Below are 23,758 nucleotides of genomic sequence, written 5' to 3'. Positions count from 1 at the left end.
TGATGCAGGTTTAGTCCGGCATCAGGCGAATTTTTCCAGCAAGGACGCCAGGCGCCGGGTGCTGGCGACGGCTTCTTCGGTCGTCTCTGCCTTTTCTGCATGGGTGACAACCGCACTGGTCAGCAAGGTCACAAAAGAACGGTCGAGCGCCTTGCGGGCGGCGGACATCTGTTGCGCTACTGCCTCGCAATCAGCCGGTACGGCTGCCTTGGCGATGAGTTTTTGCACGCCGCGCAATTGCCCTTCCACCCTGGCCAGACGATGCAGCAGGTCTTTTTTCTGCTGATCGTTCAAAGCCGTGCCTTGCACTATCTTCAGTGGGGGAGTATCTGCCATGAAAATGCTCCTTCGCGATGTTGATGAAGTCTCTGCGTATTCTTTTTATACTACTACCGAGTATGCTACACCAGTCAGGCTGGCAGCGGGAAACGGATATGCACACGCAGGCCCGGTGCTTCAGATGTGGCTAGTGTATTCAGGCTGGCATCGTCGAGGCTGATCTCGCCTCCATGCAGCTTGACGATGTCGTGCACTATGCACAGCCCCAGGCCGGTGCCGCCGGGATTGGCAAGCGAGCTGGCAGAGGCGCGGTAAAAGGGTTCGAATACTTTTTCACGCTCGGCCTCTGTGATGCCCGGCCCTGTATCCTGGATATCAATATGCGCCTGGCCATCCTGCTGGTATACATGCAGCACGATGCGGCCACCTTCTGGCGTATAGCGTATGGCATTGTCGAGCAGGTTGCTGAGCATTTCATGCAGCAACAGCGTATTGCCACGGTAAGGCACAGCCTGATCAGCCTCCAGCGCCAGATCCAGTTGCTTGCGCACGGCAGGCATAGCCAGTTCCAGGCAGACCTCTTGCGCGAGCTGGTTGAGCAAGATGTCATCCAGCTCTGCCGCTGCCGCACCATGGCCCGTACGCGCCAGTGTCAGCAGGCGGTTTGCCAGATGGACGGTGGCATCGGTAGTCTGGGCAATGCTGGCGACGATCTGGCGCATGGCGGCTACATCGTTTTCACGCAGCGCCAGCTCGGCCTGGGTTTTCAATACCGTCAGTGGTGTGCGCAACTGGTGCGAGGCATCGGCGATGAAGCGTTTTTGCCCGTTGATCAGGGTCTGCAGCCTTTCCATATAGGCATTCATGGCATTCACCAGCGGGCGTATTTCCTTGTGCACGACATTCGGGTCAAAGCCTGATAAATCAGTCGGCTCACGCGCCTCCACGTCGGCACGCAATTGCATGATGGGGGCCAGGACAAAGCGCAAAGCCACCCAGACCATGAGTGCCACCGCCAACACCAGCGCAGCCTGGCGCAGCAGGGTATCAATGAGGATTTTGCGGGACAGGCCGCGCCGTGCGTCCAGGGTTTCACCGACTTCGATGAGGGCAATGCCACGCATCTGGTCGTCATACACAGGCTGGTGCAGGGCGGCGATGCGCACAGGCTGATCCTGGTAATCCGCATGGAAGAAATGCACGAGGGCAGGGTAGATCTCTGAACGCGGTACATTCTTCGGCAAATCCGGCAAGTCTTCATAGCCAGAAACAAACTCGCCATTGACGCCGGTGACCTTGTAATACAAACGCCCCAGGGTATCGGTTTCAAAACTGTCCAACGCCACATAGGGTACGTTCGCAACGACCTTGCCATCGACAATCTGCACCCTTTCTGCCAGCGCCCTGGCCGACGACAGCAAAGAGCGGTCGTAAGCCAGATCAGCTGCATCAAGGGCATTGCGGTAAACCGAGAATGCATTCAGCGCTACCAGCAAGACCAGGGGTATCAAGAGCCAGCGCAAGAACTGGCCGCGCAAACTCCCCAGTCGGTAAGGCCGCTCCATCAGCGTGCTTCCAGCAGATAACCTATGCCACGCAGGGTAACGATGACAACCTTGCCGGTGCTGACGGTATCCAGTTTCTTCCGCAGGCGGTGGATATAAATTTCTATAGCATCGAGATTGGCGTCATCATCAAGGGCAAACACTTCATCGAACAGCTTGTCCTTGGATACTGCCTGACCAGGGCGGCTGATCAGGGTTTCCAGCACCGCATATTCTCGCGGCGTCAGCGACAAGGGCTGACCTTCATAGTGAAACTGCCGTATGACGGTATCAAAACTCAGGGCACCACAAGTCAGGGTCACCGCTTCATTACCCTGGGCACGCCGCAACAGGGCTTTGACGCGCGCTTCGAGTTCAGCCAGCTCAAAAGGTTTGGGCAGATAATCATCTGCACCTGAATTCAAACCCTGCACCCTGTCATTGAGGCCACCACGGGCTGTCAAAATGAGCACTGGCGTCTTGCTGCCACGCGCGCGCATGCGCTTCAACACCTCCATGCCATCCATTTTTGGCAAGCTCAGATCCAAAATGACCAGCGCATATTCCTGGGTATGCAGGAGCGCATCGGCATCTGCCCCGTTCATGGCGGTTTCCACGGTCAGGTGGGCGTCCCGCAGCGCCTTGGCCAGCCAGTGGGACAACTCGATATGGTCTTCAACTAATAGTATGCGCATACACAGCCTGTTTGCTCCGGATACACGCTAGGCTACCAGCCTGACTCAAAGGCGTCACTATCTGTGTGACTATTTATGACAAGAAAAGGACGGTCTATGTGGGAATGAAAGGTCAAAATAACAATGCTGTTTGTATTGGTGAGATTGTTTTTAGGTAATTTTCTAAAGAGTGGACGTAATGGCGTTGCTGTTGCTGTTGGGTTTGACTTTGGGGTTGATGTTGTTTTTGACGTTAGCAGTTCCCACGTGTACTGCACAAACGGGAACCCCCTCTAGGGGGCGACGACGCCTGGGTCGCCTTTCTTTGAATACTTACTTTGGCGACGCAAAGAAAGTATTTCGGCTGCCGGGCCGAGACCCGGCTTGTATCTACGGAGGGCAAACGTTTTTGTCAAAGTACGTCATGTAACGAGCAATACGGCATACGATGAACGCCACTAGATTCCTGCCAAAAGCACGCAGGAATGACATTAATAAGATTATCCCAATGCACACAACGCTTGAATATTCTCGCATCACAAATCTCCCAAAAGCCCCTTCACTGCAAGCAAACTGAAAGCTCCCCGGCTCTATGCTCCCTTACAAAAAAAATTCCGGAGACTACCATCATGATGCCCTTACGCCTCAGTTTCTTCCTGCTCGCCTGTTTGATCTGTCCCGCCCTCGCCAGTGCAGACGGTAAAATCGTCATCGGCCAGTCGGTAGAATTATCCGGCCAGGCCACCGGAAAAGAGAACCGCGAAGGGGCGCAACTGTATTTTGATGCGCTGAACGGCCAGGGTGGCATCCATGGAAAAAGCATAGAATTCATCAGCTATGACGACAAACGCGATCCGGCGCTAACCAAAGAAAATACCCTGAAACTCATCAATGAAGACCATGCGATAGCCCTGTTTGGCTACCGCAGTACACCTACCATAGAAGCCATACTGCCGCTGCTGGAAAAGCATGCGATCCCGCTGATTGCGCCTTTCTCCGGTGCGCAAAGCCTGCACCAGCCGCTGCATGCCCACGTATTCAACCTGCGTGCCAGCTATCAGGATGAGGCGGCCAAGATGGTGGCTTCGCTGGCGGAACTCAAGCTCAGCAAACTGGCCATCCTGCACCAGGATGACAGCTTTGGCAAAGATGGCCTGAACGGTTTTGTCAGCAACCTGGAAAAACGCGGCATGCGTGCCGCCGTCATCGCCAAATATGACAGGAAAGAAATGAAAGTCGATGCCGCCGTTGTCAGTATCGCGGCAGCATCGCCACAGGCGGTGTTAATGGCCTGTACCCCAGCCGCCTGCGCCGACTTCATACGGCAAATGCAGAAACTGGGGCAAAGACCACAATTTCTGATGCTGTCGAATGTTAATTCTGATGATTTCTTCAAATCCCTGGGGGCAGAGGGACGTGGCATAGGCGTCATGCAGGTCATGCCTTATCCGCGTGACATAGGTATACCCGTGGTCAAAGAACTGCAAAAAGTACTGAAATCGGCCAAAAATCCGCCGCCTTTGTCCTATGCTGTACTGGAAGGTTATGTTGCTGCAAAATTAATGGCAGAAGCCTTGCGCCGTGCTGGCAATAATCCAGATTCCAAAAAGCTGCTGCAGGCGCTGGAGAACATGCGCAATGTCGATCTGGGCGGGGTAGAAGTCAGCTATGGTCCCAAGGACCATGATGGCTCACATTTTGTAGAGCTGACCATTGTTGGCAAAAATGGCATCATATTAAGATAAGCTATGCCAGTATTTCGTGAAAGCCTACTGAAAGTTTCACTTCGGTATGATCCATGTAACCCTTAGCCTATGGTCTTAACATGCATATCCGGCCTGCCCAACTGACTTTCCTGCTCTGCAGCCTGCTGGCCAGCCTGCAGGCGTTTGCCGCCAGGCCGGAAGCAGCAGAAAAGCATGAAGCAGCCACCTGCATAGTCCCGGCCAAACCCGGTGGTGGCATGGACCTGACCTGCAAGCTGGCACAGCAGGCAACCGTGAGCCAGCCCATGCAGATCAATTACCTGCCTGGCGGCGTCGGCGCTATCGCCTGGACCACCATCATTACCCAAAGAAAAGCCGAGGCGAATACCCTGGTTGCGTATTCCGGCGGCTCGCTGCTGAACCTGGCAGAGGGCAAGTTTGGCAAATCGGACGCCAGCCATGTGCGCTGGGTCGCAGCTATCGGTACCGATTACGGCATGATCGCGGTGCGCAAGGATTCACCCTACAAGAACCTGCGCGAACTGATGGATGCGATCAAGAGCAAGCCCGCAAATATCGCCATCGGTGCCGGTGGCACTGTTGGCAGCCAGGACTGGCTGAAAATGGCCCAGGTCGGCAAACAGGCAGGCATAGACCCCAAGAGCATGCGCCTGGTGGCCTTTGAAGGCGGTGGCGAATCTTTCACAGCCCTGCTGGCAGACCATGTACAGGCAGTATCAGGCGATGCATCGGAAGCCAGCCTGCATGCGCGGGATGACAAGATACGTGTGCTGGCGGTGCTGTCCGATGCCCGCCTGCCCGGCCCGTTGGCGAATGTGCCTACTGCGCGTGAACAGGGTTTCGACGTGACCTGGCCCATCATACGCGGCGTCTATATGGGCCCGCAGGTCAGCGACCGCGATTACCAGAAATGGGTGGAGCATTTCCAGCAGGCGATGAACACCCCAGCCTTTGATGAACAAAGAAAAATTCACGGCCTGTTTCCTTTCGCCATGACAGGCAAGGAGCTGACCGATTACATACAGAAAGCCGTCAATAATTACCGTCTGCAGGCAAAAGAATTTGGCATGGTGCGTTAGTGCCCTGTCATGAGTAAACCCTATAACCCTTATCACTTGGTACTAAAGTACAAACAATAACAGGAGAAGACAAATGCAAACAAAAAGACTTTTCGTCAAGAGTATGCTCGCGCTGGCTACGGGCAGCGTGCTGCTGAGTGCCCAAACTGCGGCGCAAGCACAGGCACCTGCCGGTTACCCCGCTGACTACAGCAAGATCGTCGATGGAGCCAAAAAAGAAGGCAAACTGGTCATCTATAGCGCGACCGACACCAAAGCCGTGGAACCGCTGATCAAGGATTTCCGCAGCATGTACCCGGACGTGCAGGTTGAATACAATGACATGAATTCCACCGAAGTGTATAACCGCTATATCTCGGAAATGGCCGCAGGCGGCAACAGCGCCGACCTGATGTGGTCATCTGCCATGGATTTGCAGACCAAGCTGGTATCTGACGGTTATGGCCTGCAATATGCATCACCAGAAATCAGCGGCATACCGCAATGGGCGATCTGGAACAATTCCGCTTACGGCACAACTTTTGAACCAGCGGTCTTCGTCTATAACAAGCGCCTGGTAACAGCCGATGAAGTACCAAAAACCCATGCCGAATTTGCCAAGCTCATCAACAGCAAGCTGGATAAATTCAAGAACAAGGTCACTACTTACGACATCGAAAAATCTGGCGTAGGTTTCATGTTCATCACCCAGGACAGCCGTGAAAACAAGGAATTCTGGGACCTGGCGAAAGCCTTTGGCAATGCCAGCGTGCGCGTGCAATCATCTACCGGCACCATGCTGGAACGCCTGTCTTCCGGCGAGAACCTGCTCGGTTATAACATCCTCGGCTCTTATGCCCTGGTACGTGCTGCCAAGGATCCATCCATAGGTGTGCAAATCCCTAAAGATTACACCCTGGTGCTGTCACGCGTGATGTTCATCAGCAAGACAGCCAAGCACCCGAATGCGGCCAAACTGTGGCTGGATTACACCCTGTCCAAACGCGGCCAGACCATGATTGCGAATGAAGCCAAGCTGTATGCCATACGTGCCGACGTCAAGGGTGAAACCACTTATTCCGATCTGGCAAAACTCATCGGTATCGGCCTCAAACCTTTGCCAGTCAATCCCATGTTGTTGCAGTATCTTGATCAAAACAAACGCCTCGCTTTCCTGAAACAATGGAAAGAAACAGCAGGCAAAAAATAAGCCTGCGGGCACCGTGCCGGTTTTAAGCTGTACGGTGCCAAACGGCTCTTCCTGCGGGATATTTTCCCCGCAATGCCTGTATGGCGAATCGCATTCTGATTGAATCTCAACCCTTGATATTGGGCTAAGCATGAGTACCCTGAGTCTACCTCCGCGCAGCCGGTGGTCGCAATTCAACTGGCCGCGTGGCCTGGTTGTGACCCTGACGCTGCTGGCGATTTTTACGCCGCTGTCATTGATACTGTTCCAGAGTTTTCTGAACGCTCCCTTCTTTTCTCCGGTAAAAGAACTGGGACTCGATTCTTATCGCTTCATCTTTGACGATCCTGATTTCCGTCAGGCCTTCTGGAATGGCCTTATCCTTGCCTCCGGTCTCGCTGGCATCGCCGTTCCTCTCGGTGGCTTGCTGGCATTTCTGATGATACGCACTGACTTGCCAGGCCGTAGCTGGATAGAGCCGATGCTGCTGGTGCCTATCTTTGTCTCTCCCATGGTCATGGGTTTTGGCTATGTCGTCTCCATGGGGCCGGTAGGCTTTTATACCCTGTGGGTCAAACAATTGACAGGTGTTGAACCCTGGAATATTTATTCCTTCTTCAGCATAGTCCTGATCGCTGGCCTGACGCATGTGCCTCACGTCTATCTGTATTCATCCGCTGCGCTGAAGAGCCTGGGCTCGGATGTGGAAGAAGCGGCGCGTGTCGCCGGTGCCTCGCCTTTCCAGGTTGCGATGCATGTGTCCCTGCCCATGATCATGCCTGCGCTGGCCTTTGCTGCCGTGCTGGTGTTCTTCCTTGGTTTCGAAGTATTCGGCCTGGTGCTGGTGCTCGGTGACCCTGAAGGGCATCTGGTACTGGCGACCTATCTGTACAAGCTGACCAATAAACTGGGCACACCTTCATATCACCTGATGGCGGCAGCGGCTGTCTGCCTGGTGGCGGTGACCATGCCGCTGGTGATGGTACAGCGCTGGTTGTTGAAGTCAGCAAATAAATATGTATCGATCAAGGGCAAGGGCTCACGCCAAAAACCGCTGCCACTGGGTAAATGGAAATGGCTGGCCTTTGCTGTATTGGCTGCCTGGCTGATCTTTACTATCGTGCTGCCCTTGTCCGGCATCGTCCTGCGTGCCTTTGTCTCTTACTGGGGGGAAGGTGTCAAACTGGCTGACGTGATCACGCTGCAGCATTTCAGGGACATCCTGGAGCAACCTTCGCTGATGCGCGGTATTTTCAATACTGTGCTGATCGGTATCATCGGTGGTGCGCTGGCCGTGATTTGCTATGCCGGTATCGCCCTGGCCATGCACCGCAAACCGGATGGCATTACCCGCCTGCTTGACTATAGCGTACTGGTGCCACGTGCAGTCCCCGGTCTGCTGGCTGGCCTGTCTTTCCTGTGGGTGTTCCTGTTCGTGCCTAGCTGGCTCGAAGGTGGTCTTAAGGGATTCGATAATGCCTTCTGCGTCTGGCTCATAGAAAATGTAATCCCGCAAATGCGCGCCCTGCGTTCGACCATCTTCTCGGTATGGATAGCCTATTCCGTCGTATGGATGGCCTATGGCTTGCGCTTGATTTCCACCGCTTTGCTGCAAGTTGGCCCTGAACTCGAAGAAGCGGCGCGTGCTGTTGGTGCCAGCCGTGGCCAGGTCACACGGGATGTAACCCTGCCATTGGTCAAGTTTGGTCTGCTCGGTGCCTGGCTCATGGTCTTCCTGATTTTTGAGCGTGAATATTCAACTGGCGTGTATCTGCTGTCACCGGGTACTGAGGTCATAGGCGCACTTATCGTTTCGTTGTGGGCGGGTGGTTCTGTCGATCTGGTGGCGGCGCTGTCCTTCATCAATATCACTCTGGTTGCCATAGGTCTGGGTCTGGCCCTGCGCTTTGGCGTGAAACTGAGTCACTGAGCCAGCCACTAAACCAGCCATTGATAGCGCGGCAAGAACAAAAACATTACATAGCCCTAAAAAATTATACGAGAGCACACTATGTCTGAATTAAGCGTAAAAGATCTGACCCTGGAATATGGTTCCGGTGCGACTGCCAACCCCATCCTCAAAGGGGTGTCGATGAATTTGCAGCGTGGCGAAGTGGTCGCCCTGCTGGGCCCTTCGGGTAGCGGCAAAACCACACTGCTGCGCGCCGTAGCAGGGCTGGAGTCACCGAAGACCGGCACCATCACCCTGGGTGAACGCGCCATTTTTGACGGCAGCAAAGGCCTGGAAGTACCTGCAGAACAGCGCAACCTGGGCCTGGTATTTCAGTCCTATGCCCTGTGGCCACACAAGACCGTATTCGACAATGTCGCCTATGGCCTGAAGCTGCGCAAGCTGGGCACCAGCGAAATCAATGACAAGGTCAAGGATGTACTGGGCCAACTGGGCCTGGGTCATCTGGGTGAGCGTTTCCCGCATCAATTGTCAGGCGGCCAGCAACAGCGCGTGGCGATTGCGCGGGCACTGGTATATAACCCGCCCGTCATCCTGCTGGATGAACCCCTGTCCAACCTTGATGCCAAACTGCGTGAAGAAGCACGTGCCTTTTTGCGTGAACTGATCGTCAGGTTGAATCTGTCGGCTCTGATGGTCACGCATGACCAGGGTGAGGCGATGGCAATCTCTGACCGTATCCTGTTATTGAACAACGGTGTCATAGAACAACAGGGCACACCACAAAGCATGTATGAAACGCCGGACACCTTGTTCACAGCTGAATTCATGGGCAGCAATAACAAGCTCAAAGGCAAGGTAGTGCAGCGCAATGGCGACACCGCGACCATCAGTGTCAATGGCGCGCAATTGAAAGCGACTGTGCGTGGCAAGAATGTAGGCGAAGAAGCGACTGCCATCATCCGTCTGGAAAAAGTCAAGATCACTGACAGCCAGAGCGACAACGCCATCAAACTGCCCCTGACGACCTGCATGTATCTTGGTGACCGCTGGGAATGCCTGTTCGGTCACGCCGAAGATGGCTTGCGTGCATACTCTCCATTCAAGCTGAATCCGGGTGAGTATTATCTGCAACTTGATGCCGACAAGCTCTGGCTGTATTAAAAACCGTTCATAGCCGAAGATAGCCCCGCATTGGACAACAATGTGGGGCTTTTTTGCATTCAGGGCTGGAATTTTGCTCCAGGCTGTATACTGAAGCCTTATTTCATCTTATTTGCCTCGCATGCCCTCAAGATGGCTAATTTCCGCAACTGCCTGCTGACAGTCTTTGCCATGCTGGCTTATCCCTGGCAAGTGGCCGGAGCAGCCGCGCCTGCCGCTGGCCTGACATCACCCCACGGGCAAGACATCTGGTTCTGGCTGACGCTGACCCTGGTGGCACTGGCTATCATTACTGCGGCTTATACCTGGCATGTGCGCGCCCTGAAACGGCAGAAGCGGGTACTGGAAACTGAAATCAGGCTCAGGACTGCGGAAATACAGGCGCAAAAAGAAGAACTCGAAAAAATCAACCAGACTTTGCTGAAAGTGAATAAACGGCAAGAAGCGCAACAAAGCGAACTGACACGCTTTCTGGCCGTTGCCAGCCATGATCTGCGCCAGCCCATGCATGCGCTGAATCTCTATCTCGGTGCACTGTTCAGTTTTGAACTGCCAGCCGCTGTGCGCCCTGTCGTGAACAACCTCAGAAACTGTGCACGCACCATGGATGACATGTTTGCAAATCTGCTCGACCTGTCACGCCTGGATGCGCAAATCGTCGAACCGCAATTACAGGAATTTGCGATTGCCGAAGTACTAGGAAAACTCGATGTGGAATTCACGCCCCAGGCAATCGCCAAGGGCCTGCATTTTGAAATCCACCACAGCATGGCCATTGTCAATAGCGATGCCGACCTGGTCGAACAGATACTGCGCAACCTGATTGCGAACGCCCTGCGTTACACCCCAAAAGGCCAGGTCGTGGTCAAGTGCCTGGAGTTTGACCAGCAGTTGCAGATCGCCGTGGAAGATACCGGCATAGGTATTTCGAAACATGACCAGGAAACCATTTTTGAAGAATTCTTCCAGGTAGAGTCAGCATCTGAATCCCGACGCAACACCGCAGGCATGGGGCTGGGCCTGGCCATCGTACAAAGACTGGTACGACTCTTGCACATTCCCATCAAATTGCAATCACAGCCTGGGCAGGGCTCGACATTTGCCATCAGCCTGCCTCTGGCTGCCAGTCAGGATGTAACAGACAAACATGGCCGCAGCAAGGCCAGCAACAGCGCTTCCCTGCTGCAAGCACTGATCGTCGTCATTGATGATGACGAGAGCATATTAACAGCCATGCGTGCCTTGCTGGAACTCTGGGATGCCCGCGTCATTACCGCCACGTCCGGCAAAGAGGCGATGGCACTATGCAGTGAAGAAATCAAGATTCCTGATTTGCTGATCTGTGATTACCGTCTTGGTTCCAATGAAAACGGCATAGACCTGGTTGCCAAGCTGCGTGAAGAATTCAATCTGCAAATACCCGCCATACTCATCACAGGCAATATCTCGCCACAATTGTCAGAAGCCGCCAAGGCCGCTGCATTGACACTGATGCACAAGCCCATACAGGCAGAAAACCTGCATATGAACCTCAAGCAATTACTGAGCGAGACGAAAGAGTAATAAAAAATAATAAGATACGGGTGCAAAGAATTTACATGCTGTTTACGATTTGCACCCCAGTTTTTTAGAGAATTTTTACGCCGTGGCTGCTAATCTTGTTTTGTGTCAAACAACACGAGATTACGATGAATCATCATCCCGGTCACACCTCTGAAAATTATTCAGACGTATTAAAATCCTGTAAACGCGAGAATTTTTTATTTGAGAATCATCGCCAACGCAAAAGCGCCTATGCGCTAAAGCAACCCCTGGTCACCTACAAGACACCCGCGAAATTGATACAAAATGATTTCGTCATGCGTATCACGGTTGATACTGCCAGCATCACTGAATTGCGTCATCTGATACTCAAATCCTGCGGCGAACTGGTCCTGTTCATGCGCGTCAAACCGATAGACCATGCCAGTAAGATGAAGGTATGGTTATGCCTGAGCAAGTCCTCGGTCGATATCATCATCAGCCACATCATGCGCGCCTTGCCGCAAGCTGAATTCGGGAAAATCACACCGCTACTGGCAAGCTAATTTTTGGACACGCCGACAACTTCAACTTCTTTAAAGAGATCACTATGTCTATCCACGAAGGCATCTGGGTTCCACTCGTCACGCCATTTAAAAATGGCAAGCCTGAGCTCGATAAAATACAGCAACTAGCCACACAATTGATGGCTGCAGGCATACATGGTCTGGTGGTCTGTGGCACGACCGGCGAGGCGGCGACACTGAATGAGCGTGAGCAAAATCAGTTGCTGACTGCCGTGCTGGAAGTGACGAAAAATTCTTGCCCTGTGTTGATAGGTATCAGCGGTAGTGATACACGCTCGCTGGCAGAAAGAGTACAAACATATGATGACCAGCATCTGCAGGGGTTTCTGGTCAGCGCGCCATCTTATTTGCGACCTTCGCAAGAAGGCGTGCGTCTGCATGTTGAGACTATCGCCAGGGCGACTGAAAAAGATATCGTCCTGTATAACGTCCCCGCCAGGACGGGGGTGAACATAGACCTGAGTACCGTTATCGCGCTGGAAAAGCAAAAAAATATCGTCGCCATCAAGGAAAGCAGTGGCAACCTGACGCAAATGATGGGCCTGGTAAATTGCAGCCACCTGAAAGTATTATGCGGTGATGATGCCATGTTGCTCGATACACTGAGCATGGGCGGCCAGGGCGCGATTTCTGCTGCGGCACATGTGCGACCTGATCTGTTCGTGCAATTGTATGAACTCATGCGCGCTGATTATTTTCCCGAAGCACAGGCTCTGTTTGCTGAAATGCAGAATCTCATACGCCTGCTGTTTTCTGAATCCAATCCTGCACCCGTCAAGGCAGCACTGGCGATGCAGGGTTTGATACAGGAAGAACTGCGTTTGCCCATGACAGCCATGTCCCTCGCCGGGAAAATCAAACTCGCACATGAGCTGGAAAGATTGGCAGATTTGCCTTTGCCTGTCAAAGCCAGGAGCTTGCCCGGCCCTGTTATCAATAATGTCCGTACACTGCGCATGGTGCGCTAAGCACAAAGAAATTATCTATGATCATCACTATTGCACATGGCGCGGGAGACTGCGCCAAATCCATCGTGGCCGACAATCTCGCTACCTTGCGTACACTGTCAGGTAGCAAACTCATCTTGCTTGATAACGACGCCCGTCATTCATCACTGGACTGGAACCGCGCCCGCCGCCGTACGGCAGACTGCACGCCAGTAACCGTGCGCAGAGTCAGCGGCAAAGGCATGCAGGCTGAACTGGAAAATCTGGGCTTTCATTATCAGGATATCGTCATTGATGCAGAAGCACGCGACTGCATGGGTAGCCGCAGTGCATTGCAGGCAGCCAATGTCACCATACTGGTCATAGCCCTTGATCAACTGGAGCAATTGCAAGAACATGAATTGAGCACGCGCATAAAATCTGCTCAGGCAGAAAACCCGCGCATGCGCACCCTGGTCGTCATGAGTTGCAGCGACGTACAGGCTACCGTCGATAAAGTGAACAGGGTAAAGGATTTTGTCAATAAGCTGGACGCTGCAGAATTATTTCCCTATCCCTTATTTTGCGGTGGCAGTTTTCATCAGGCGTATCAGGATGGCTTGTCAGTCTGTGAATATCCTGCAGCCCATCCCATGACGATCAAGGCCATGCAGGCATTATCCAGCAAGGTTTTTGCCAGCCACTGAATGCAATGAAACGCCTGTTAATTGCACTGGCTTTATACAGCAGTATGACTTTGTCTGGCTTTGCTGTGCTTGCCTATATGCAGATAGAAGGCCTGAGATTGCAAATGATTTCTGGACTGGCACTGCTGGTATTTGCCATCTGCATATTCATGGGAATCAAGCCAGCGAATAAAGAAACTGAACAGGGTTTTAACATCTCTATTTGTTTAGTGGCTGCGGCGTCGCTGTCTTCACTCATGCTATATCAGGCCAGCATAAATGGCTGGCTGATGGAATGCATACTGATGCTTATCTTTATAAGCTTAATACAGATATTAATTGCACTTCCGGCACTGCAGTGGGCTCGTCAAAAAGACTATGTACTGCTCTTCATCAGTTTGCAGAAGTTGATGGCCTTGATATTGGTCATGCTGGCAGTACAAGACCTGCTGTCTGGTGTACATACTCAATTTTCCACAGCCTCTCTCCATGTCAGTAATCTGTCAGGATTGCTCCTGCCATGATACTGGCGATAGTCACTGCAGATTTTGCATCAGCGACTGCAAGCTCAGCCGCCAGGCTGGCCGAGCGCCGGGCATATGCAGGCAGAAACGTGTTACTGCTAAAACAAAATTGCGAAAGAAAACAGCTTAACCAGTACCGGAAAGAAGCTAAAAATATTGCATGGTCGCGCCTGGAGATCAAGTCTGGCGCAAGACCCAGCTCACTTTCTTCTGATGCCATGGCTACAGAGCTGATGCATGGAGATGCGGACTTTAACGATATTGTGATGGATATTCCCAAGCCATTTTATGCAGATGCAGCCACTGCTTTATCCTGCTGTGATCTGTTGATATGCCATACAGAACTGGATACATGGAATAAAGAAAAACAGACGAAACTCTATAAATGCATCAGACTGGCACGCAGTAAAAATAAGCATTTACCAGTGTTGATCACGATAGATAAAATCGCTTGCATGCAGAGTCAGAAATTTGTCAGCCAGTTGTCGCAGCACCTTTCGCAGATCAAATTTATTTACCTCGATGCAGCAAATGATATGCCGAGGACACAGCTTTACAGGGCGATCTATTTACCGTGATTGCCTTGTTCCATATTCAAAAATAAAGCTAGTTGAAAAACGAGGCCTGAGTTTTGTAGGGTGCACCATGCGCACCATTTTTGACAAGGGAAACGGTGCGCATGGCGCACCCTACAAATTTAATCAGTACCTATTCAGAACGTCTTGCTGACTGTAACTACCAGCGCTGTCTTGCCCAGGAACTTGCCATTGGCTGGTGAAGCATAAGCCACTTCACCGGCATTGGTGCCGATGACGGCTACTGCACCTGTGACGATACCAAAGTCTTTTGTCAGGCCCAGCTTCCAGTCTGTATAACTGTAAGCGCCATTGTTCTTGACTTGCTGGTGACCGGCATGCAGGTTCAGTGTCAGACCAGTGGCCATTTCCACATTCGCACCCAGGTCCAGATAGCCACTGTTCTTACTGTCGGCAAAACCGAACAGGTTGGTCACAGAGTGTGAATATTTGGCATAAGCCGGGCCGTAAGAAAGCTGGCCATAAATTTCTGTGGTGTTGGCACTTACAGCCAGGCCATTGGATGGATAGACATAGCTGAGTACACCAACGTCATAGCTGATGTCCTTGGCAATTTCCCCGCGCTTGCCGGCGTACAGATCAATTTCTACATCGCCACCACCACCGGCATCCTTGGTCCATTTAATGGTCGATGCCCATGTACCTGCATAAAAGCCGCTGGGGTTATGGGTATAGTCAGCGCCACCCTGCAATGCTGCCTGCAGGCGTGTTTGTGAAATGCCGCGATAACGATAATCAGAAGTCACTGCCGCATTAAAGCTGACTTCATTCTCAGGCTTGGCATCTTCTGCGCTGGCATAGCCCGCAAAAAAAACTGTGCTGATCGCAGCTGCCATAAAAAATTTTTTCATACTACTTCCTTACAAAAATAACGACAATGTCGTTCTGGTTGATGCGGATTTTGCTGCAGAATTTACTTCACTACAGATCAAAGTAGGCACATGAAAATCGTTGATGCAATAATTAAAGGATGCAAAAATCCCACTGGCGAGCTTTGCAGGCTGCCAGTTGATAAACATAAAATTTTTAAATTAAGTGGGTAACAGCAATCGATAGCCTATGGCTGTCTCCGTCAAAAGATAACGCGGCTGCGCCGGGTCATCTTCGAGTTTCTGTCGCAAATGCCCCATGTAGATGCGCAAGTAATGGCCGCTTTCTGAATGGCTCGGTCCCCATACTTCGCGCAGTAATTGCGGGTTGGTGACAACCCGGCCGACATTGGTGACCAGCACCATCAGCAGCCGGAATTCTGTCGGTGTCAGCTTCACCATCGCCCCGGCCTTGGTGACGAGGCGGGCTTTCATATCGACCTTGACATCACCGAACTGGACTATGCCATCCAGATTGACACCCGGCTGACGCTGACGCCGGAAAGTCGCGCGTACCCGTGCCAGTAACTCACCGACACCAAAAGGCTTGCTGAGATAATCGTCAGCACCGGCATCCAGTGCCTTGATCTTGTCTTGTTCACTGACGCGGGCAGACAAGACGATGATGGGTACGTTAGACCATTTGCGAACATCCAGGATGAAATCGATGCCGTCGCCATCTGGCAAACCCAGGTCAAGAATGATGAGATCAGGCTGGCGTGTACCGGCATCCACCAGGCCGCGTTGCAGGTTGACAGATTCATGGACTTGCCATTCCTCCTCTTCCAGCGCATTGCGGACGAAGCGGCGGATTTGTGGCTCATCTTCAACCAGCAAGGCGACTGGTGTTGTTTGAGTAGCATTAGTCATCGTGTACTTATTCTTCAAGATCAGGCATCGCCGGTGGCGTGCCTAAAGGCAGGGTAAAGATGAAGCAGGCTCCGCCATTGGGTGACTTCGCCGCATGCATGCTGCCCTTGTGGGCCGTGATAATGGCGCGGCAAATTGCCAGCCCCAAGCCAACACCGGGCAGGGCAGATTCGCGTTCACCACGGGTAAATTTTTCAAATACGGCTTCTTCACGCCCGGCTGGCAAACCCGGCCCATTGTCATACACCTTGGCTTCCAGCATGCTGCCATTCAGTTCTGCCGAGATAGTGATGAGAGAATTTGCTGGCGTATATTTACAGGCATTTTCCAATAAATTACACAATACCCGCTCGATCAGCACCGCATCAAAATTGACGAGCGGCAAAGCGGCTTCCAGTCTGGTCTCCACTTTATGTGTTTGCAATTGTGCACTACAGATGCGCAGGGAGGTACCGACCACTTCTTCAAAAGTCTGCCATTGCAAATTCAGTTTGACTTCACCACTTTCTATTCTTGCCATGTCGAGCAAGTTAGTCACCAGTGCGCTGAGGCGCAGGGTCTCGTCACGAAGGGCTTGCGCCATATGCAGTTGTGCATCTGCCAGCGCGGGTTTGGACATGGCCAGTGATTCTGAGATACCCACCAGCGAAGTCAACGGCGTGCGCAAGTCATGCGACAGCGCAGCCAGCAGCGAATTGCGCAGGCGCTCAGATTCCATGTGGATCAAGGCATCTTGCGCGACCTCGATATAGTGCACACGTTCCAGCGCAATGGCTGCGAGGGCGGCGAAGGTATCAAGTTGCTGCCTTTGCTCAGGGATCATGATCCAGCGACGGTTCTCTGGCTGTATAGCCAGCAAGCCACGGGTACGCATGGGAGCCACCAGCGGTAAGTAAAAAAAGTTACTGGCAGGCAAGGTGTCTGTGCCTATGCCTGCTGCCTCTACCTTGTCGAACGCCCACTGCGCGATACCCATGTCCAGACCACTCACTGTGTTGCTGGGTGGCAGCAAACGACCGGTATCATCAGGTAATAACAGGGTTGCCTGGGCACGGAAGGCTCTTTGTATGATGATCTGTGTGGTTTCTGAAATTTGCTCTGCCAGTAACACGCCTGACAAGTCGCGGGCGAATTCATACAGCGCACGCGCACGCGACTCCCTGTGGGATGCTACTCTGGCCTGGTAACGCAAATCAGCAGTCAGGTGACCAGTAATCAACCCCACCAGCAGCATGACGGCAAAGGTCATCAAATACTGCAAATCGCTGACCGCAAAAGAAAAACGCGGTGGCACAAAAAAGAAATCGAATACAGCGATACCAACTATGGTGGAAAGTACCGAGGGGCCACGCCCAAGTTTCACGGCAACCAGTACCACCGTCAATAAAAACAACATGGCGATATTGACCAGATTGAACACCTCAAATAAGGGCGTAGCAATCAGGCCGGTCGTAATACTGGCCAATACAGCATACACATAACGCCAATGCCGTGCGGGTACGCGTGGACTGGGCAACTCGCTGGTGCTGCCAGATACCGCATTTTTTTCATTCTCATTATCTGTCGCTGCAGCCCGGCTGTTGCCAACTTCGATCAAGTCCAGGTCTGGTGCATAGGCGGCGATATCATTCAGATGCGTCGTTTGATGCCATGCAAATCGCCATTTGCTTGCTTTACTCCGTCCCAGGACGATGCGTGAAAAATTATGGCTATGCGCATAATCCACGATAGCCAGGGCAATATCCTTGCCCGTCAACACGGCGGTTACCGCACCCAGGTCTTGTGCCAGCTTCAGGGTTTTCAAAATGCGTTCACGCTGCGCCGATGGCAGCCTTTGCAATTGCGGCGTCTCTACATACACGGCATGCCATTCTGCATTCATCTGGCTGGCCAGGCGGGCGGCACTGCGTACCAGGTGGTCGGCATCGCCATGCGGGCCTATGCAGGCCAGCAGGGCGGCATCAGTCTTCCAGATCGTACCTATGGACTTTTCTATGCGATAGGCTTGTACATCATCTTCTACCCTGTCGGCGGTGCGGCGCAGGGCCAGCTCACGCAGGGCGATCAGATTGCCTTTACGGAAAAAATTCTTGGCAGCGCGTTCTGCCTGTTGCAGCTTATAGACGCGGCCAGACTTGAGCCTTGCCAGTAACTCGTCAGCCGGGATATCCACCAGTACGACTTCATCGGCTTCATCAAACACCTTGTCGGGCAGAGTTTCATTGACGCGTATGCCGGTGATGCCGCCGACCACATCATTCAGGCTTTCCAGATGCTGGACATTGACGGTGGTGTACACATCGATACCGGCACTCAGCAATTCATCCACATCTTGCCAGCGCTTGGGGTGGCGGGAACCGGCAGCATTCGAATGTGCCAGTTCATCCATCAGTATCAAGGGTGGATGACGCTCCAGCGCGGTGTCGATGTCAAATTCACTGAGGGTCTTGTCACGGTAGGCTATCGCCTTGGGTGGCAAGACTTCCAGTCCTTCGACCAGGGCTGCGGTTTCGTCACGGCCATGGGTTTCTATGACGCCGACTAATACCTGCTGGCCCTCAGCCACCAGCTTGCGGGCGGCAGTCAGCATGGCGTAGGTCTTGCCCACGCCAGCAGATGCACCGAAATAGATACGCAGCTTGCCACGCGTGGCCCTGCGTTCTTGCTCCTGCACGTGGGCAAGCAAGACATCAGGGTCAGGGCGTTGTTCGCTATTGGTGGCCATATTGATCTTATTTTTAAACTACTTGCCGAGCTTGTCCAGTGCCAGATTCAAAGCCAGCACATTGACCCTGGCCTCACCCAGCAAACCCAGCGTGGGCTGTTGCGCCAGTTGGTCTATGATAGCCTTGACTTGCGACTCTTGCACCTTGCGTTCGCGTGCCACCCTGGCCAGTTGGTAGTTGGCAGCCGCCAGGCTGATTTCAGGATCGAGGCCACTGGCCGATGCCGTCACCAAATCAACAGGGATTTTTGCAGTATTGCCAGGGTCAGCCGCTTTCAATGCCTCAACCCTGCCTTTGATGGCATCAATTTGCGCCACATTGGTAGGGCCAAAATTGGAGCCGCTGGATCCGCCCGCATTATTTGGCATAGGGCCAGTGGCAGATGGCCTGCCCCAAAAATATTTTGGTGAAGAAAAAGCCTGACCTATCAGGGAAGAGCCAACAGTCTTGCCATCCTGTACAATCAGGCTGCCTTCTGCCTGATTGCTAAAAATAACTTTACCCAGGCCTGTCATGGCAAAGGGATAGACGACGCCAACCACCAGTGTCAGCCCGGCGAGCAGGACGATGGCGGGACGAAAAATTGAACTACCAGCGTCATTGTTTGTAATAGTACTCATGATGATTCCTTATTGAGCGATATAAATTCAGGCAAGATGCAACACAGCCAGGATGACATCAATCAGCTTGATGCCAACAAAAGGCAAGATGATGCCACCCAGGCCATAGATCAGCAGGTTGCGACGCAACAGCAGCGATGCACCGATGGCACGGTATTTCACCCCCTTCAAAGCCAGTGGGATCAGGAAAACGATGATCAGGGCATTGAAGATCACCGCAGACATGATGGCCGATGAAGGGCTGCTCAGGTGCATGATATCCAGCGCCTTGAGCTGTGGATAAGTGGCGATAAAGGCAGCCGGGATAATCGCAAAATACTTGGCGATATCATTCGCAATCGAGAACGTCGTCAACGAACCGCGTGTCATCAGCATCTGTTTGCCTATTTCAACGATTTCCAGCAGCTTGGTAGGGTTGGAATCCAGATCGACCATATTGCCGGCCTCTTTTGCAGCCTGCGTGCCGGATGCCATGGCGACTGCCACGTCAGCCTGCGCCAGTGCTGGTGCATCATTGGTACCGTCACCCGTCATGGCAACCAGGCGGCCTTCAGCCTGGTAACTGCGTATCAGCTTGAGCTTGTCTTCTGGCGTGGCTTCTGCCAAAAAGTCATCGACACCGGCCTCGGCAGCAATCGCCGCTGCAGTCAGCTTGTTGTCACCGGTAATCATGATGGTCTTGATACCCATGCGGCGCAGCTCGGCAAACCTTTCCTTGATGCCGCCCTTGACGATGTCTTTGAGCTCTATCGCACCCATGACCTTGCCATCATCGACGACCACCAATGGCGTGCTGCCACGGCGTGAAATGTCATCAACAGTTTTGCTGAGTTCAGCAGGGAAGGGGCGGCCAAGGGATTCAACGAATTTCTTGACTGAATCTGCTGCGCCTTTGCGTATCTGGCGGTTGCCAATATCGACACCACTCATGCGGGTTTGGGCCGTGAATTGCACGAAAGTCGCATTCAGGCTGGCCATCTCACGTTCACGCAAATTATATTTTTGCTTGGCGAAGATGACGATGCTGCGGCCTTCTGGTGTCTCATCGGCGAGGGAAGCCAGTTGGGCAGAGTCAGCCAGTTGCGGCAGGGTTATGCCAGGGGCTGGGAAAAAGTCAGACGCCTGGCGGTTACCCAGGGTGATGGTGCCAGTCTTATCCAGCATCAATACATCGACGTCACCAGCAGCCTCAACCGCACGGCCAGATGTGGCGATGACATTCGCCTGCATCATGCGGCTCATGCCAGCCACACCAATCGCAGACAGCAAGCCGCCTATGGTGGTGGGAATCAGGCAAACCAGCAAAGCGATCAACACCGTGATGGAGATAGGCGCAGAAGCAAAACCCGCGGCCTTGGCAGCATCAACACTGAATAGCGAGAATGGCAGCAGGGTGACAGTCACCACCAGGAAGATGATGGTCAGGGCCACCAGCAAAATGGTCAGGGCAACTTCATTCGGGGTCTTCTGGCGTTTCGCGCCTTCTACCATGGCAATCATGCGGTCGATGAAGGCTTCACCGGGGTTGGAGGTCACGCGCATCACCAGCCAGTCAGACAAGACGCGGGTACCACCAGTGACGGCAGAAAAGTCACCGCCAGATTCACGTATCACAGGGGCGGATTCACCAGTGATGGCGCTTTCATCGACCGTTGCCACGCCTTCTATGACTTCACCATCGATGGGGATAACGTCATTGGCTTCCACCAGTACCACGTCACCCTTGCGCAAGTCATTGGCCTGGGCTGGCAGCCAGGTGGTGCCGTGTTTTGGTATCGCCAGTTTTTTGGCCATGACGGTTTGCTTCAAGGCGCGCAGGGAAGCGGCCTGGGCCTTGCTGCGGCCTTCTGCCAGTGCTTCGGCAAAATTGGCAAACAGGACGGTGAACCATAACCAGATGGAAATGGCGAGGATAAAGCCAGGGCTGGCTTCCCCTTCACCCATCAGGGATTGCACGAACAGCATGCTGGTGATGATGCTGCCTACATACACGACAAACATCACCGGGCTGCGCAATTGTGTGCGTGGGCTGAGCTTTTTGAATGAATCGATGACGGCAGGCATGAGCAGGCTGCTGTCAAATAGCGACAGGCGTGGCTTGCCGCTGGCTGTGGTGTCGCCAGCTTGTCCAGCGCCAGGTTTGGCGGCTGTATTGACTTTGCTGTCTATCGACTTTTGTACACTGGTACTAGACATGTTAATCCCCTTAAACTACTGGCGGGTCTGAATGAAAGCGCATTCCAGATGCGGCTGTCACTCAGACTGCTTAAATTAATTCGTGCGTTATTTCGCGATCAGTTGCAGATGTTCAACCACTGGTCCCAAGGCCAGGGCAGGCACATAATTGAGCACACTGATGAGCACCACCGTACCAACCAGCAAGGCAATGAACATGGGGCCATGGGTGGGCATGGTGCCGGCATTGGCTTCCAGCCTTTTCTTGCTTGCCAGTGAACCGGCTATCGCCAGCACAGGCACGATCATGGCAAAGCGGCCAAACCACATGGCTATCGCCAGCATGATGTTGTAGAAGGGCGTATTCGCACTCAAGCCGGCAAAGGCGCTGCCATTGTTGTTGGCAGCAGAGGTGAAGGCATACAGCACTTCAGAAAAACCATGGGCACCGGGATTCAGAATACCGGCCTTGCCTGCCTCCGACATGACTGCGATGGCTGTGCCAGCCAGCACCAATACCGGTGTTACCAGGATGGCGATGGAAGTCATCTTCATTTCAAATGCCTGGATTTTCTTGCCCAGGTATTCTGGAGTGCGGCCTATCATCAGGCCAGCAATAAACACGGCCAATATCGCGAAGATCAACATGCCGTACAGGCCACTGCCTACGCCACCAAACACCACTTCACCAAACTGCATGAGGACGATAGGTACCAGGCCGCCGATAGGCATGAGGGAATCATGCATGGCGTTCACTGCACCGCAGGAGGCTGCCGTCGTCACGGCCACAAACAGGCTGGAGGCGCTGATGCCGAAGCGGGTTTCCTTGCCTTCCATATTGCCACCGGCTTGCAGGGCTGAAGTAGCCTGGTCGATATTCATGGAAGCAAGCACCGGGTGAGTCTGCTGTTCAGACAACATCACTGTCAGCGTCATTGCCACGAACAAGACCGTCATTGCCGTCAATACCGCCCAACCCTGGCGCATATCACCGACCATGTGGCCAAAAGCAAAACACAGCGCAGCAGGTATCAGGAAGATGGCGATCATCTGCATGAAATTGCTCAGGTAGCTGGGGTTTTCATAAGGATGTGCCGAATTGGCATTGAAAAAGCCGCCACCATTGGTGCCCAGCATCTTGATCGCTTCTTGCGAAGCCACCGGGCCCATGGGCAGGGTTTGGGTAGTCGCCGTCAGGGTTTCCATGATGGGTGCACCCTTGTCATCTTTCAAAGCTTGCGCGTCAGGGCCGAGCTTGGGCTGGCTGTAAGTGACCGGGTCAATCAGTTGCACGTCTTTATAGCCAGAGAAATTCTGGATCACGCCCTGGCCCATGAGGAAGACGGCAAATATCACCGACAATGGCAACAGCAGGTACAGGGTAGAACGAGTGATATCAGTCCAGAAATTACCTATGGACGTGGCTGAATGACGGGAAAAACCGCGTATCAGCGCAAACACGACTGCTATGCCGGTCGCTGCGGAAAAGAAGTTTTGTCCGGCCAGCACCAGCATCTGTGTCAGGTAACTCATGGTGGATTCACCGGCATAGCCTTGCCAGTTGGTATTGGCGACAAAGCTGACCGCGGTATTGAAGGATGAATCCATGCTGACATTCGCCATGTTTTGCGGATTCAAAGGCAGCCAGACTTGCAGGCGTTGCACTGCATACACCAGCAATGCGCCCAGGGTATTAAACACCAGCAAGGCGACAGCAAATTGCTTCCAGCCCATGCCTGCTTCTGCTTTAACGCCTGCGACACGGTACAAGCCTTTTTCCAGCCAGCGCAACCAGCCCATGCCAGGTACTGTGGCCTTGTCATCCGCTATCCTGGCGATGTAGCGACCCAAAGGATAAGACAAGAGCAGTAGCACACCAAGAAACAATACCAATAAAACAATTGCTTGCGTAGTCATCACAGCTCCTCGGCATTCAACAAGGCTGCGATCAGATAAACGAACAGGGCGGCAGCCACCACCGTGCCCACGATGTAGAAGGGATTCATGCTTTTGCTCCCAAAGTGTCGCAGGCCAGCACCAAAGCCCAGATCAGCAGGAAGAACATTCCCATGCCTGCGAGATATAAAAATTCCATCAGATATTCCATGCTT

General features: G+C 53.0%; 21 protein-coding genes. 11 read left to right on the top strand and 10 right to left on the bottom strand.

The genetic code is table 11. The annotated features are described in order from the left end of the window. Positions 1 to 21: 21 nt before the first annotated feature. From UNDKW_RS28260 to UNDKW_RS28250, 3 genes are all read right to left on the bottom strand, one after another. Positions 22 to 336, bottom strand: coding sequence for a metal-sensitive transcriptional regulator (locus tag UNDKW_RS28260; protein WP_162044126.1), 315 nt, complete (start codon positions 334 to 336; stop codon positions 22 to 24). A 74-nt stretch (positions 337 to 410) separates the two neighbouring features. Beyond that, entirely contained in the window at positions 411 to 1,844 is a 1,434-nt protein-coding gene (locus tag UNDKW_RS28255; RefSeq protein ID WP_162061487.1) for a sensor histidine kinase, read from the bottom strand. After that, complete coding sequence (locus UNDKW_RS28250) at positions 1,844 to 2,518, bottom strand: response regulator (protein WP_162044124.1); 675 nt, start codon at positions 2,516 to 2,518, stop codon at positions 1,844 to 1,846. Before UNDKW_RS28250 ends, UNDKW_RS28255 begins: the two co-directional genes overlap by 1 nt. 608 nt (positions 2,519 to 3,126) lie before the next feature. On the opposite strand from UNDKW_RS28250, the gene UNDKW_RS28245 reads away from it, so the two are divergent. The 11 genes from UNDKW_RS28245 (at position 3,127) to UNDKW_RS28195 (ending at position 14,369) form a co-directional block, all read left to right on the top strand. Further along, positions 3,127 to 4,242 (top strand): ABC transporter substrate-binding protein, encoded by a 1,116-nt coding sequence (locus tag UNDKW_RS28245; protein ID WP_162061486.1) that lies wholly within the window; start codon positions 3,127 to 3,129, stop codon positions 4,240 to 4,242. Positions 4,243 to 4,322: 80 nt separating this feature from the next. Next, positions 4,323 to 5,303 carry a tripartite tricarboxylate transporter substrate binding protein gene (locus UNDKW_RS28240; protein ID WP_162061485.1) on the top strand — a complete coding sequence of 327 codons (981 nt, stop codon included), beginning with the start codon at positions 4,323 to 4,325 and terminating at the stop codon, positions 5,301 to 5,303. A gap of 73 nt (positions 5,304 to 5,376) precedes the next feature. Beyond that, positions 5,377 to 6,492, top strand: a complete 1,116-nt coding sequence (locus UNDKW_RS28235) for an ABC transporter substrate-binding protein (RefSeq protein WP_162061484.1) — start codon at positions 5,377 to 5,379, stop codon at positions 6,490 to 6,492. Positions 6,493 to 6,622: 130 nt separating this feature from the next. Then, positions 6,623 to 8,401 carry an iron ABC transporter permease gene (locus UNDKW_RS28230; protein ID WP_162061483.1) on the top strand — a complete coding sequence of 593 codons (1,779 nt, stop codon included), beginning with the start codon at positions 6,623 to 6,625 and terminating at the stop codon, positions 8,399 to 8,401. A gap of 81 nt (positions 8,402 to 8,482) precedes the next feature. Then, positions 8,483 to 9,547: an ABC transporter ATP-binding protein gene (locus tag UNDKW_RS28225; protein ID WP_162061482.1), complete on the top strand. Its 1,065-nt coding sequence runs from the start codon at positions 8,483 to 8,485 to the stop codon at positions 9,545 to 9,547. A 132-nt stretch (positions 9,548 to 9,679) separates the two neighbouring features. Beyond that, positions 9,680 to 11,110, top strand: coding sequence for a hybrid sensor histidine kinase/response regulator (locus UNDKW_RS28220; protein WP_162061481.1), 1,431 nt, complete (start codon positions 9,680 to 9,682; stop codon positions 11,108 to 11,110). 125 nt (positions 11,111 to 11,235) lie between these two features. After that, positions 11,236 to 11,634: a hypothetical protein gene (locus UNDKW_RS30735; protein WP_232063154.1), complete on the top strand. Its 399-nt coding sequence runs from the start codon at positions 11,236 to 11,238 to the stop codon at positions 11,632 to 11,634. A gap of 44 nt (positions 11,635 to 11,678) precedes the next feature. Then, the gene (gene dapA, locus UNDKW_RS28210; RefSeq protein WP_162061480.1) at positions 11,679 to 12,623 is read left to right on the top strand and encodes a 4-hydroxy-tetrahydrodipicolinate synthase; all 945 of its coding nucleotides are present in this window, start codon (positions 11,679 to 11,681) and stop codon (positions 12,621 to 12,623) included. A 17-nt stretch (positions 12,624 to 12,640) separates the two neighbouring features. Then, positions 12,641 to 13,288: a hypothetical protein gene (locus UNDKW_RS28205; protein ID WP_162061479.1), complete on the top strand. Its 648-nt coding sequence runs from the start codon at positions 12,641 to 12,643 to the stop codon at positions 13,286 to 13,288. Positions 13,289 to 13,293: 5 nt separating this feature from the next. Beyond that, on the top strand, positions 13,294 to 13,791 hold the full coding sequence (locus UNDKW_RS28200; protein ID WP_162061478.1) for a hypothetical protein: 498 nt from the start codon (positions 13,294 to 13,296) through the stop codon (positions 13,789 to 13,791). Further along, positions 13,788 to 14,369: a hypothetical protein gene (locus UNDKW_RS28195; RefSeq protein WP_162061477.1), complete on the top strand. Its 582-nt coding sequence runs from the start codon at positions 13,788 to 13,790 to the stop codon at positions 14,367 to 14,369. The genes UNDKW_RS28200 and UNDKW_RS28195 overlap by 4 nt, the downstream gene beginning before the upstream one ends. 134 nt (positions 14,370 to 14,503) lie before the next feature. On the opposite strand, the gene UNDKW_RS28190 is transcribed toward UNDKW_RS28195, so the two are convergent. From UNDKW_RS28190 to kdpF, 7 genes are all read right to left on the bottom strand, one after another. Continuing rightward, the gene (locus UNDKW_RS28190; protein WP_162061476.1) at positions 14,504 to 15,238 is read right to left on the bottom strand and encodes a TorF family putative porin; all 735 of its coding nucleotides are present in this window, start codon (positions 15,236 to 15,238) and stop codon (positions 14,504 to 14,506) included. Positions 15,239 to 15,418: 180 nt separating this feature from the next. Then, complete coding sequence (gene kdpE / locus UNDKW_RS28185) at positions 15,419 to 16,126, bottom strand: two-component system response regulator KdpE (RefSeq protein WP_162061475.1); 708 nt, start codon at positions 16,124 to 16,126, stop codon at positions 15,419 to 15,421. Between the two features lie 7 nt (positions 16,127 to 16,133). Then, a complete protein-coding gene (kdpD, locus tag UNDKW_RS28180) occupies positions 16,134 to 18,851 on the bottom strand; it encodes a two-component system sensor histidine kinase KdpD (RefSeq protein WP_162061474.1) in 2,718 nt (905 codons plus the stop codon). Positions 18,852 to 18,869: 18 nt separating this feature from the next. Continuing rightward, positions 18,870 to 19,472, bottom strand: coding sequence for a potassium-transporting ATPase subunit KdpC (gene kdpC / locus UNDKW_RS28175; protein ID WP_162061473.1), 603 nt, complete (start codon positions 19,470 to 19,472; stop codon positions 18,870 to 18,872). A 27-nt stretch (positions 19,473 to 19,499) separates the two neighbouring features. Further along, entirely contained in the window at positions 19,500 to 21,536 is a 2,037-nt protein-coding gene (gene kdpB / locus UNDKW_RS28170) for a potassium-transporting ATPase subunit KdpB (RefSeq protein ID WP_232063462.1), read from the bottom strand. A 219-nt stretch (positions 21,537 to 21,755) separates the two neighbouring features. Beyond that, the gene (gene kdpA, locus UNDKW_RS28165) at positions 21,756 to 23,564 is read right to left on the bottom strand and encodes a potassium-transporting ATPase subunit KdpA (RefSeq protein ID WP_162061471.1); all 1,809 of its coding nucleotides are present in this window, start codon (positions 23,562 to 23,564) and stop codon (positions 21,756 to 21,758) included. Next, positions 23,564 to 23,653: a K(+)-transporting ATPase subunit F gene (gene kdpF, locus UNDKW_RS28160; RefSeq protein ID WP_162061470.1), complete on the bottom strand. Its 90-nt coding sequence runs from the start codon at positions 23,651 to 23,653 to the stop codon at positions 23,564 to 23,566. Before kdpF ends, kdpA begins: the two co-directional genes overlap by 1 nt. Between the last annotated feature and the right edge of the window lie 105 nt (positions 23,654 to 23,758).

This window comes from Undibacterium sp. KW1 (assembly GCF_009937955.1).
In the GTDB taxonomy this organism is placed as follows: Bacteria; Pseudomonadota; Gammaproteobacteria; order Burkholderiales; family Burkholderiaceae_D; genus Undibacterium.
Note: the sequence above shows the minus strand (reverse complement) of the source record. Positions and strands in the feature narration are given on the sequence as shown.